This window comes from Streptomyces olivaceoviridis (assembly GCF_014650115.1).
Taxonomy (GTDB): domain Bacteria; phylum Actinomycetota; class Actinomycetes; order Streptomycetales; family Streptomycetaceae; genus Streptomyces; species Streptomyces olivaceoviridis.
This window is the reverse complement of record NZ_BMUI01000003.1, coordinates 499,077-511,239: the sequence shown is the minus strand read 5'-3', so window position 1 is coordinate 511,239 and position 12,163 is coordinate 499,077. Positions and strand designations below refer to the sequence as shown.

Sequence of the window (12,163 nt, the reverse complement as noted above, 5' to 3'; positions counted from 1 at the left end):
TCTTGCCGCCCATCTGGGGATGTTCGGGGGCACTCGGTCACATTGCGGCTGGTTGGGGTGGCACGATGCTTCCCACACGCGGGTCGAGGGGACGGTCACACGCAAGATGAGCACACCGAGTACCAGTGGGCGGCTGGGCACGCAGGGGACGTACCGGCCGCCCGCCCAGCGCGCCGACGGCAGCACGGGCCCGGCGCTGCCCGCCGAGCCTCCCGAGCCCGACCTGGCACGGCTGAGCCTGCCCGAGCTGCGCACCCTGCGCCGTGACGCCCAGCGCGACGAGGCGGACCTCAGCTATGTGCGGCGGCTGCTCCAGGGGCGGATCGACATCCTGCGCGCGGAGCTGGGACGGCGCGGCCGGGCGTCCGTGCCGGCGCTGGCGGACGGCTCCGTGGTCGACCGGCTCCCGGAGATCCTGAAGGACGCCCCCGCCCGGCAGCGCTCCTCGGCCCGCCACGTCACGCTCGGCACCCCGCACAACGAGGAGTACGGACAACTGGCCGCCGAGATGCTCGCCGAGGTCGAGCTGTCGGATCTGACGGCGCGTACGGACCTGGAACTGAGTGCCGGCATGGGGCGGTTGGTCCGCTACGAGCAGGAGGTCTCGCGGCGCCGCCAGCGGTTGCAGCGTACGGCCGACGATTGCAGCGGGGAGATCGCCCGCCGGTACCGGGTGGGCGAGGCCCAGGTGGACGATCTGCTGATGTGACGAAAGGGCGCCGCCTCGTGCGAGGTCGGCGCCCCGTCTGCTGTGGTTCCCTTCGCGTGCTGGTCGTCCGTAGCGTGCTGTTCAGTTGTGGCTGTGCGATGTCGGTATTCAGATGTCGCTGTTCAGTTGTGGCTGTGCGCTCCGGTGGCCGTCCCCTGTCCGGGCTCCCGGCTCCCCTCCGGAGGGGAACCCGAGCGGCCAACCACTGGGTAGTTCGACCAGGTCCTGCGAGTTGGTTGCCAACTTCACTGTACTTATGTCCGCTGGAATGCGGCTTATAACCAGCTCCCGGGGAACTGCCGTAAGTTGGCGGGAAGTTGTAGTGTTTGTTCGTGGACCCGGAGCACGCCTCCTCCAGTGGGCGGTCGAGGCCCCAGCGGCACCGCTCGTCCCACCGCGAGATCGCCGACGAACTCCGCAGCCGGATCAGGTCCGGTGTGCTGCGGCCGGGCGAGCGCATGCCCACGCAGGCCAAGCTGGCCGACGAGTTCGGGGTCGAACGCGGCGCGGTGCGGCAGGCCCTGCGCATCCTTCAGTCGGAGCATCTGCTCACCGGCGTTTCCAAGGGCAGCCCGGCCACCGTGGCGGCGGTCCCGGGGCCGGCGCGTCCTCCGGCGGGCCCCGCCGCCCCGCCGCAGCCCACCATGGTCGGCCTCGCGCCGCGCGTCGCCGCCGCCTTCGCCGCCCCGCACGTGCGCATCGACGCCCTCTGTCTGACCTCGGTCTCGCTCACCCTGGCGATCGGCGAGCCGCTGCGACAGATCCACGCGGGACGGCTGAAACCGGCCAAGATCGACGTACGGCTGCTGCTGCCCAGCCGTGACATCGACCTGGCCTTTCCGACACCGGTGGACGCCGACGACGGCGGTCTGCTGCACCGGCGCTGGCTGGCCCAGCGCAACGCCCAGGGCCTGGTGCTGCGGCAGAACCTGCTGGCGCTGTGCACCACGCACGGCGTCGACGTGCAGGTCTCCTTCCGGGCGCTGCCGTTCACCCCGCCGGTGAAGCTCTACCTGCTGGGCGACTCCGAGGCGCTGTTCGCGTACTACACGCTGGGGCGCCGGGAGCGGGAGATCGGGGACGAGCACGTGGAGCTGTACGACGCCGACGGCACCCGGTCCATGCTGTTCGCCTTCGAGCGGCGGGCCGGGCAGCGGGACGCGGCGTTCGTGGAGCAGTCGCGCCTGTGGTTCGAGGCGCTGTGGGAGACGATCAGTTCGGACCTGGTGCTGACGCCCTAGGCCGGCCCGGTGCGCCGACGCCCTGGGCCGGCATGGCCGGCGTCACAGCGCGGGGCCGGCCAGCAGGACCGCCAGCAGGACCGCGCCGGCCGAGCTGACGGCCGGGCTCTTGGCCTTGACGCCGACGGTGAGCAGGAGCAGGCCGACGAGGCCGGCGGCACCGAACCGCCACTGGACGAGCTGCTCGAAGCCGACGACGAAGAGGGCGGAGAGGAGCGCGAGGACAGGCATGGACGTTCCCCCTTTCGGTGCACCAACTTGACCAAGTTGGCAACCAACTCTGATTAAGTTGTCCCCACTTGGTCCCTATCCGCAAACAACTTTTCAACAACTCCCCGTAGACGGTTCAGGGTTGTAGCGTTTGGTCGTGACCCAGGAGAACGTGGCAGTGAAGGGCAGCGGACGGCTCACGCCCCAGCAGATCGCCGACACCCTGCGCGAACGCATCCGGGCCGGCGTCCTGCGCGTCGGCGAGCGGCTGCCCACCCAGGCCGAGCTGGCCGAGGAGTTCGGCGTGGAGCGCGGCACCGTACGCCAGGCCCTGCGCGTGCTCCAGGGGGACGGCCTGCTCAGCAACGTCAGCAAGGGCAGCCCGCCCCGGGTCGCCGAACCGGGTCCCGCGCGCGAGGAGCCGCAGCCGACCATGGTGGCCCTCGCGCCCCGGCTGACCGACGCCTTCGCCGCGCCGCACGTGCGCATCGACGCCGTCTGCCTGACCGCGCAGAGCCTGATCCCCGCCCTTGGCGAGCCACTGCGCCTGATCCACGACGGCCGGCTGCGACCGGAACGGATCGACGTCCGCATCCTGCTGCCGTCCCGGGACATCAACCTCGCCTTCCCGGTCTCGGTCGACGCCGGCAGCGACGAGGACGCCGTCCACCAGCGGTGGCTGGCGATGCGCAACGCCCAGGGACAGGTGCTCCAGTACAACCTCCAGGCCCTGCGCGGCACCCACGACATCGACGTCCACGTCGCCTTCCGGGCACTGCCGTTCACCCCGCCGGCGAAGTTGTACCTGCTCAACGGCGCGGAGGCGCTGTACGCGTACTACATGGTCACCCGCCGCGCGGAGCCCACCGAGAGCGGGACGCTGGAGATGTACGACACCCTCGGCTCCGAATCCCTGCTCTTCTCCTTCGAGAAGCGGACCGGGCGCCGGGACGCCGCGTTCGTGGAACAGTCCCAGAAGTGGTTCGACGCCCTCTGGGAAACCATCACCACGGACCTGACACTCTCCTAGTGACCACAGAGACGACGACTGACACGACGACTGGTACAGCGGCCGGAACGGCGACACAGCTACGAGAACTGCTGCGCCGCGCCCGGGTGGTTCTCTGGGACTTCGACGGGCCCGTCTGCCGCCTGTTCGCCGGGCACAAGGCGGAGCGGGTGGCGGCCGGACTGGTGGAGTGGCTGGCCGGCCGGGGGCTGCACGGCCTGCTCGACGACACCGAGCGCGAGGCGGTGGACCCGCACGGGGTACTGCGCGCCGTGGACCGCCGGCACCCCGGCAGCGACCTCGTCGCCGAACTGGAGGAACGCCTCACCAAGGAGGAACTGCGGGCCGCCGCCTCCGCGCTGCCCACCGCCTACGCCGACCCGCTGATCCGCACCTGGACCGCGGTCGGCTCCCGCCTGGCCATCACCACGAACAACTCCCCCCGGGTGGTCCGCTCCTACCTCGACAGCCGGGGCCTCACCGCCTGCTTCAGCCCCCACATCTACGGCCGCACCACCGACCTGCACCTCCTCAAGCCCGACCCGCACTGCCTCAACCGGGCCCTGAGCGCGATGGGCGCCGCCCCCTCGGCCGCCCTGATGATCGGTGACTCTCCCTCCGACCTGACCGCCGCGCGCGAGGCCGGCGTGCCGTTCCTCGGCTACGCGCGCAACGAACAGAAGGGGAAGCTGTTGCGGGAGGCCGGAGCCGAGTGCGTCGTCGGATCGCTGGAGCCCCTGCTGCTGGCGCTGCGCCGCCGGTGACCGTGGCCCGAGCCGGGCCCGGGAGCCGGGCCGCCCGCCGCCGCCGTGCCCATGCGATAGCATCCGCGCACGCAGGCTGAGCGACCGTTCGGATCCCTGCGCGAGGGATGGCGAACGAGCCGGCCTCGGACGACCCCGCACAGGTGAGTGGCAGACCACCGTTGGGCTACTCGGCTGGGCGCCCGGTCGTGCCGGCTGTCACGCGGACTTAACCTTTCCCCAGCCTTCCCCTTCTCGTGTTCTCGCGCGATCGACCCCCGGAGCGGCCAGTGGGCGCACCTCCCGTCCCCCTCGACACGACCGGGGGCCGCGCCGACGGAGCCCGGAGCCAGGCCGTCTTCCAGGCGTTCGCGGAGTACGCCGCCGCCGAGGGGGCGGCCAGCGGCGGGTTCCACCACCAGAACTACGTGGTCCCGCTGTCCGAGCCGGTGGCCCGGCTGCTCGGCCGGGAGCCGGGCGTCCCCGTCACCGTGCGGGTACGGCGGGCGGGCGCGCTGCCGGTGGTGATCCGCACCTGGCAGAACGAGCCGGCGATCCTGCGGGCCGTCAACCGCCTGCTGCCCAACGTGCCCGAGTGCCTGGCCGAGGGCGACGGCTTCGCCATCCACAGCCATGTGGACGGCGTACCGCTGTCCAGCGTGTGCGGTGACGGCAAGCCGGTCGACGGTCTGTTGACAGGAGCGCTGGCCGGCCTGCTCGCCGGGACGGCCCAGGTGCGCAGCAGCGCCGCGCTGCCGCCCCTGCCGTCGCTGTGGCCGCGCAACTACACCGACAGCCAGGGTTTCCTCCAGGCCCTCGCCCGCATGGCCGACCTCCAGATCCGGCAGCCCAACTGGACCGCGTTCGGCGGCCTGTTCGCCGCCCTGGGCGTCCCGGAGGACGCGCTCGTGCGGCTGGCCGAACGCGTCCCGGCCATGGCACGCCGGCCGTACAGCCTGCTCCACACCGATCTGCACCGCGACAACGTGATCATGTCGTACGGCGGTGACCCGCCCCTCGTCTGTGTCGACTGGGAACTGGCGAGCTACGGCGACCCGCTGCACGACCTCGCCACCCACCTGGTCCGGATGCGCTACCCGGACCACCAGGAGAAGGAGGTCGTCGACGCCTGGGCGTGCGCGATGCACGCGGTGCGCCCCGCCGCCGTCAACGGGGTGGCCAGGGACCTGCCCCATTACCTCGCCTTCGAGCGGGCGCAGTCGGTGTACCCCGATGTGATGAGGGCGGCGCGGTCCTTGCAGGACTCCTTCGACCAGAACAGCCTGGACGAGGCGACGGCCCGCGTGCACCGCGCCCTGGAGCTCGCCGCCGAGCCGCTGCGGCTGGGGCAGGTGCCCGGGGAGCGGGAGATCGAGGGCATCCTCCACCGCTGGCGGGCCGCGGCGAGCGACGCGGTGTGGCGCGGCGGCGCGGGCCGCGGCGGCCGGGTCACCCGGGCCATCGACTGGAAGCCGGACGGGCGCGTCACGGAGCACCCCGACTTCCCCCACCCGGCCGTCGGGGACGCCCTGCTCCTGGAGGGCGCGGCCCCGGCCGAGCGGATGTTCAAGGGCACGGCGCACCTCAACACGGTGGTGTGGGTCCCCGGCACCGCCTTCCCCGTCATCGTGCGGCGCAAGGTGACGGACGCCCGCCGGCTCGAAAGCAGCTTCCTCAGCGAGCACGCCGTGCTGCGGGCGATCGAGCAGTCCCGGGCGGCGGTGGCCGCGCCCAGGATCCTGGCGCTGGGGGAGAGCCACTCCGGCAACCGGGCGTACTCCGGGGACCGCTTCGCGATCCACACCTACGAGGGTCCGCGCGACCCCGGCCGCCGGCCCGCCCACCCGGTCCACGGGCTGCTTCCGCAGGAGGCGGACGGACTCGTGGACCAGCTCGCCGCGCTCACCGAGGTCGACCACGCCCAGCTCGACCCGGTCGCCGTCGGCCTGGACTTCTACGACTGGCTCAGCGACCAGCTCGTCGTGCTCGTCGCCGGTCTGCCCCCGGAGTCGCGGCAACTGGCCCGCTTCCTCGGGCTGCCCGGCGCGCCCCGGCTGCGCGAGATCCTCGGCCGGCACCGGCTCACCCGCCGCACCCCGGCCCTGCTGCACGGCGACCTCAACCCCTGGAACCTGGTGCGCCGGGACGACGGCCTGGCGCTGACCCTGATCGACTGGGAGATGGCGCTGGTCGGGGACCCGCTCTACGACCTGGTCCGGCACATGCACCTCACCCCCACCCGGCCGGAGATCCGGGACCGCATGTTCCGCCGCTGGGAGCGCCGCCTGCCGCGGGAGTGCACCCGGAACTGGCGTCAGGACTGGCGGGTGTACCGGTGGATCGAGACCGTCCGCTCGGCGTACGTCGACCTCGACCGGCTGGTCACCGGAGCGAGCCGGGAGGCGCCCAACGTCCGCCGGGCGCTGGACTCGTACGCGATGACCCTGGCGGCGGCCACCGCGTCGCTGGGCCTGACCATCCCGCCCCGGTCGAATCCCTACCTCACCCGCGCGCTGGGCCTGCGGACCGGTCCGGCGGGCCCTGCGTAGGCTCGCTCCATGGGTGAGATGGGCCTGCGCGAGCGCAAGAAGCAGCGGATGTACCAGGACGTGTCGGACATCGCCGTACGGCTGTTCCTGGAGCGGGGCTTCGACGCGGTGTCCGTGGCGGAGGTCGCCGCCGCGGCCGGGATCTCCAAGCCGACCCTCTTCCGGTACTTCCCGGCCAAGGAGGACCTGGTCCTGCACCGGATCGCGGACCACGAGACGGAGGCCGCGCGGGTGGTCGCCGGGGAGGCCGGCCCGGTGGACGCGCTGCGCCGGCACTTCCTGGCCGGCCTGGAGCGGCGCGACCCGGTCACCGGGCTGAACGACCACCCCGGCGTCCTCGCCTTCCACCGGCTGCTCTACGGCACCCCGTCGCTGGTGGCGCGGGCGTACGCCCACCAGGAGCGGTCGGAGGCGGCGCTCGCCGAGGCGCTCGGGGGCGATCTGGCGGCCCGGCTGGCCGCCGCGCAGATCATCGCCGTGCAGCGTGTCCTCGCCCTGGAGAACTGGCGGCGGATCGCGGCGGGGGAGCCGGTGGCGGAGGTGGCGCCGGACGCGATGGCGGCGGCCGAGCGGGCGTTCCGGCGGCTGGCGGAGGGGCTGCCGGAGCTGCGGGGCCAGGCTGTGTGACTCGGTTAAAAATGTAACTCGGTAACGTTTCGGCGGTACGCTGCCGCCATGACGTCACCCGACCCCGCCCTCAAGGACACCCTGCACACCGAGCGCGCCTACCACGACATGTGCCGTACGGCCCTCGCCGCGATGATCGAGGGCGCCGCCGAACAGGTCGTCACCGGAGAGGACGTCTCCGCCTCCGGGGCCGACGCCGAAGTCCTCGGCCGCCGGCTGCGCAGCCAGGCCAAGGCCCTGCGCGAACTCCCGCCGGGCCCGCTGTTCTTCGGCCGGCTCGACTTCGCCGACGGCGACCCGGGACACGGCGGGCAGAGCTACCACGTCGGCCGGGTCCGCGTCACCGAGGACCCGGCCGCACCGCCGCTCGTGGTCGACTGGCGGGCCCCCGTCTCCCGCGCCTTCTACCAGGCGAGCGCCCGTGAACCGCAGGGCGTGGCGGTCCGGCGCCGGTTCGGCTGGGCGCCCGGCAGCCGCGGCGACTCCGCCGACCTCACCGGCCTGGAGGACGAGCACCTGGGCCGGGGCGAGTCCCGGACCAGCGACATCGTGGCCCGCGAGATCGAGCGGCCCCGCGTCGGCCCCATGCGGGACATCGCCGCGACCATCCAGCCCGAGCAGGACGACCTCGTCCGCGCCGCCCTCACCGACTCCGTGTGCGTGCAGGGCGCCCCCGGCACCGGCAAGACCGCCGTCGGCCTGCACCGCGCCGCGTACCTGCTCTACACCCACCCCAAGCGGCTCCAGCGCGCCGGCCTGCTGATCCTCGGCCCCAACCGCACCTTCCTCACCTACATCGCCGAGGTGCTGCCCTCCCTCGGCGAGACCGGCGTCAGGCAGTCGACCCTGCTGGACGAGATCGCCCGCCACCCGGTCACCGGCACCGACCCGCCGAGGACCGCGGCGGTCAAGCACGACCCGCGCATGGCCGAGGTGCTGCGCCGGGCGCTGTACGCGCGCGTGAGCACCGACGGCGCCGCCGACCTCGTCGTGCCCGACGGTTCCTACCGCTGGCGCGTCCCCGCCGCCGAACTCGCCGACCTGGTCGCTCAGGTGCGCGCCGAGGAGCCGCCGTACGCCGTCGGACGGGAGCGGGTGCGCACCCGGGTGGTACGGCGGCTGCGCGACCGGGCCGAACGGCGCTCCGGGGTGCTGCCCGCCTCCTGGGTGCGCCGCGTCGAGCGCTGCCGGCCGCTGACCGGGCAACTCGACGCCGTGTGGCCGAAGGTCCGGCCCGAGGAGGTCCTCGCCGGACTCCTCACCGACGGCGAGGCGCTGGCCCGGGCGGCGGACGGCCTGCTGGACCCGGACGAGCGGGCGGCACTGCTGTGGTCCCGCCCGCCGCGCTCGTACAAGTCGGCCCGCTGGTCGGCCGCCGACCTGGTCCTGCTCGACGAAGTCGCCGGGCTCGTCGAACACCCCGAGGGCTACGGCCACCTCGTCGTGGACGAGGCGCAGGACCTGTCGCCGATGGAGTGCCGGGCCATCGCCCGCCGGGCCGCGTTCGGCTCCCTGACCGTCCTCGGCGACCTCGCCCAGGGCACCACCCCGTGGGCCGCCCGCGACTGGTCCGTCCAACTGCGCCACCTCGGCCGGCCGGACGCGGCCGTGGTGCCGCTGACCACCGGGTTCCGGGTGCCCGCGGCCGTGCTGGAGCCGGCCAACCGGCTGCTCGCCCGCCTCGACGTCGCCGTGCCCGCCGCCCACTCCCTGCGCACGGACGGGGAGCTGACCCTGCGGCCCACCGGGGACCTGCTCGGCACCACCGTGACGGCCGTGCGCGACGCCCTCGCCCGGGAGGGCTCGGTCGGCGTGGTCACGGCCGACGCGGACACCGACCGGGTGCGGACGGCGCTCGACCGGGCCGGCCTCGACCCCGCCGGCCCCGACACGCCCGGCGCCCGGCTGACCGTCGTCCCCGCGAGCGTGGTCAAGGGCCTGGAGTACGACCACGTCGTCGCCGTGGAACCGGCCGCCGTGGCCGAGGCGGAGGAACGCGGCGCCCACCGGCTGTACGTGGTGCTCACCCGGGCGGTCTCCCGGCTGGACGTCGTACACAGCCGGCCGCTGCCGTTCTGACCGGGGGCGAGGCCCTGGACGACCGGTGCTCCGGGGACGAACCTGAAGGGTGATGCTGCTCTTCCTCGACGTGGACGGCCCGCTCATCCCCTTCGGCGCGGCGGACCGCGCCTACCCGCTGTACGACGGCCCGCCGGTGCCCGCCGGCCACCCCCTGCTGCCCCGCGTCGACCCCGCGCTGGGACCCCGGCTGACGGCGCTGGGCTGTGCGCTGGTGTGGGCCACGACGTGGAGGGACGACGCCAACGACTGCCTCGCGCCGTGGCTGGGCCTGCCGCCGCTGCCGGTCGTGCGGTGGCCGGACGCGGACGAGCGGCCGGGCCCCCTGCACTGGAAGACCCGGCCGCTGGCCCGCTGGGCGGCGGGCCGGCCCTTCGTCTGGGTGGACGACGAGATCACCGGGGCCGACCGCGCCTGGCTCGCCGCCCATCACCCGGCCCCGGCCCTCCCGTACCGCGTCGACCACCGGTACGGCCTGACGGAGGCCGACTTCGCCGTGCTGGAGGAGTGGCTGCAAGCACACTGAAGGGACGTGTGCGCCTTACGCGCCCACGTACTCCGCCAAGTGCTCCGCGGTGACGGTGGAGCGGGCCGCGACCAGGTCCGCGGGGGTGCCCTCGAAGACGACCCGGCCGCCGTCGTGGCCGGCGCCGGGGCCGAGGTCGACGATCCAGTCGGCGTGCGCCATGACCGCCTGGTGGTGCTCGATGACGATCACCGACTTGCCGGCGTCGACCAGCCGGTCGAGCAGGCCCAGCAACTGCTCCACGTCGGCGAGGTGCAGGCCGGTGGTCGGCTCGTCCAGGACGTAGACCCCGCCCTTCTCCGCCATGTGCGTGGCCAGCTTCAGCCGCTGCCGCTCGCCGCCGGAGAGGGTGGTGAGCGGCTGGCCGAGGGTGAGGTAGCCGAGACCGACGTCGGCCATGTTCCGCAGGATGCGGTGCGCGGCCGGGGTGCGGGCCTCACCACCGCCGAAGAACTCCTCGGCCTCGGTCACCGGCATCGCCAGCACCTCGCTGATGTCCCGCCCGCCCAGGTGGTACTCCAGCACCGAGGCGTCGAACCGCTTGCCCTCGCACTCCTCGCAGGTGGTGGCGACCCCGGCCATCATCGCCAGGTCGGTGTAGACGACCCCGGCGCCGTTGCAGGAGGGGCAGGCGCCCGCGGAGTTCGCGCTGAACAGCGCCGGCTTCACCCCGTTGGCCTTGGCGAACGCCTTGCGGATGGGCTCCAGCAGACCGGTGTACGTCGCCGGGTTGCTGCGCCGCGAGCCACGGATCGGCGCCTGGTCCACCGACACCACGCCCTCGCGGGCCGGGATCGACCCGTGCACGAGTGAGCTCTTGCCGGAGCCGGCGACCCCGGTGACGACCGTGAGCACGCCGAGCGGGATGTCGACGTCCACGTTCCGCAGGTTGTGGGTGGTGGCGCCGCGGATCTCCAGGGCCCCGGTCGGCTCGCGCACCGTCTTCTTCAGCGCCGCCCGGTCGTCCAGGTGCCGCCCGGTGAGCGTGCCGCTCGCCCGCAGCCCGGCGACCGTGCCCTCGAAGCAGACGGTGCCGCCCGCCGTACCGGCGCCGGGGCCGAGGTCCACCACGTGGTCGGCGATCGCGATCACCTCCGGCTTGTGCTCCACCACCAGCACCGTGTTGCCCTTGTCGCGCAGCCGCAGCAGCAGGTCGTTCATGCGCCGGATGTCGTGCGGGTGCAGGCCGGCGGTCGGCTCGTCGAAGACGTACGTGACGTCGGTCAGCGAGGAGCCGAGGTGGCGGATCATCTTCGTCCGCTGGGCCTCGCCGCCCGAGAGCGTGCCCGCGGGCCGGTCCAGGGAGAGGTAGCCGAGGCCGATCTCCACGAACGAGTCCAGGGTCTCGCCCAGCGCGGTGAGCAGCGGCGCCACGGACGGCTCGGCCAGCCCGCGCACCCACGCGGCCAGGTCGCTGATCTGCATCGCGCAGGCGTCGGCGATGCTGATCCCCTCGATCTTCGAGGACCGGGCCGCCTCGCTGAGCCGGGTGCCGTCGCAGTCGGGGCAGGTGGTGAACGTGACCGCCCGGTCCACGAACTCCCGGATGTGCGGCTGCATCGCCTCCCGGTCCTTGGCGAGCATCGACTTCTGGATGCGCGGCACGAGACCCTCGTAGGTCATGTTGATGCCCGCGATCTTCATCCGGACCGGCTCGCGGTACAGGAAGTCGTCGAGCTGCCGCCGGCTGAACGTGCGGATCGGCTTGTCCGGGTCGAAGAGCCCCGACTCGGTGTACAGGCGGTAGTTCCAGCCGCCCGGCTTGTAGCCGGGGATGGTGAGCGCGCCCTCGCTGAGCGACTTGTCCTCGTCGTAGAGCTGGGACAGGTCGATGTCCGTGACCGTGCCCCGGCCCTCGCAGCGCGGGCACATGCCGCCGGTGATGCTGAACGAGCGGCGCTCCTTCACCGTCTTCCCGCCGCGCTCCACGGTGACCGCGCCCGCCCCGCTGATCGAGGCGACGTTGAAGGAGAACGCCTTGGGCGAGCCGATGTGCGGGGTGCCGAGCCGGCTGAACAGGATGCGCAGCATCGCGTGGGCGTCGGTCGCGGTGCCGACCGTGGAGCGCGGGTCGGCGCCCATCCGCTGCTGGTCGACGATGATCGCGGTGGTCAGCCCGTCGAGCACGTCGACCTCGGGCCGCGCCAGCGTGGGCATGAAGCCCTGGACGAACGCGCTGTACGTCTCGTTGATCAGCCGCTGCGATTCGGCGGCGATGGTGTCGAACACCAGCGAGCTCTTGCCCGAGCCGGAGACCCCGGTGAACACCGTGAGCCGGCGCTTGGGGATCTCGACGCTCACGTCCTTGAGGTTGTTCTCGCGTGCCCCGTGCACACGGATCAGGTCATGACTGTCGGCGGCGTGCGGTGCGATGGCGTCGTCCATGCCGGCCACCGTAGCGGCGCCCCGGCGGCGGGCGCTTCTCCGATCCTGACGCCTTCCTCGATCCGTGACACGACACACTCTTGCA

At 73.2% G+C, this 12,163-nt stretch carries 10 protein-coding genes; 8 read left to right on the top strand and 2 right to left on the bottom strand.

Going from position 1 to position 12,163, the window contains the following annotated elements; genetic code table 11:
• Positions 1-106: 106 nt before the first annotated feature.
• Both IE273_RS08845 and IE273_RS08840 read left to right on the top strand, forming a co-directional pair.
• Entirely contained in the window at positions 107-709 is a 603-nt protein-coding gene (locus IE273_RS08845; RefSeq protein ID WP_189814561.1) for an RsiG family protein, read from the top strand.
• Positions 710-1,035: 326 nt separating this feature from the next.
• Entirely contained in the window at positions 1,036-1,950 is a 915-nt protein-coding gene (locus IE273_RS08840; RefSeq protein WP_189814560.1) for a winged helix-turn-helix domain-containing protein, read from the top strand.
• Between the two features lie 42 nt (positions 1,951-1,992).
• Here the strand turns inward: IE273_RS08840 and IE273_RS08835 are convergent, their stop codons facing one another.
• A complete protein-coding gene (locus tag IE273_RS08835; RefSeq protein ID WP_014673494.1) occupies positions 1,993-2,181 on the bottom strand; it encodes a hypothetical protein in 189 nt (62 codons plus the stop codon).
• Positions 2,182-2,311: 130 nt separating this feature from the next.
• Here IE273_RS08835 and IE273_RS08830 point away from each other — a divergent pair, with 130 nt between their 5' ends.
• The 6 genes from IE273_RS08830 (at position 2,312) to IE273_RS08805 (ending at position 9,693) form a co-directional block, all read left to right on the top strand.
• Positions 2,312-3,190 carry a GntR family transcriptional regulator gene (locus tag IE273_RS08830; RefSeq protein ID WP_189814559.1) on the top strand — a complete coding sequence of 293 codons (879 nt, stop codon included), beginning with the start codon at positions 2,312-2,314 and terminating at the stop codon, positions 3,188-3,190.
• Positions 3,190-3,933, top strand: coding sequence for an HAD family hydrolase (locus IE273_RS08825; protein WP_229887134.1), 744 nt, complete (start codon positions 3,190-3,192; stop codon positions 3,931-3,933). The genes IE273_RS08830 and IE273_RS08825 overlap by 1 nt, the downstream gene beginning before the upstream one ends.
• A gap of 269 nt (positions 3,934-4,202) precedes the next feature.
• Positions 4,203-6,461 (top strand): aminoglycoside phosphotransferase family protein, encoded by a 2,259-nt coding sequence (locus IE273_RS08820; RefSeq protein ID WP_189814558.1) that lies wholly within the window; start codon positions 4,203-4,205, stop codon positions 6,459-6,461.
• 9 nt (positions 6,462-6,470) lie between these two features.
• Positions 6,471-7,088: a TetR family transcriptional regulator gene (locus IE273_RS08815; RefSeq protein WP_189814557.1), complete on the top strand. Its 618-nt coding sequence runs from the start codon at positions 6,471-6,473 to the stop codon at positions 7,086-7,088.
• A gap of 48 nt (positions 7,089-7,136) precedes the next feature.
• Positions 7,137-9,167: a HelD family protein gene (locus tag IE273_RS08810; RefSeq protein ID WP_189814556.1), complete on the top strand. Its 2,031-nt coding sequence runs from the start codon at positions 7,137-7,139 to the stop codon at positions 9,165-9,167.
• A gap of 52 nt (positions 9,168-9,219) precedes the next feature.
• Positions 9,220-9,693 carry an HAD domain-containing protein gene (locus tag IE273_RS08805; RefSeq protein WP_189814555.1) on the top strand — a complete coding sequence of 158 codons (474 nt, stop codon included), beginning with the start codon at positions 9,220-9,222 and terminating at the stop codon, positions 9,691-9,693.
• Between the two features lie 15 nt (positions 9,694-9,708).
• Here IE273_RS08805 and IE273_RS08800 read toward each other — a convergent pair whose 3' ends face one another.
• A complete protein-coding gene (locus IE273_RS08800) occupies positions 9,709-12,078 on the bottom strand; it encodes an ATP-binding cassette domain-containing protein (RefSeq protein ID WP_189814554.1) in 2,370 nt (789 codons plus the stop codon).
• Positions 12,079-12,163: the final 85 nt, after the last annotated feature.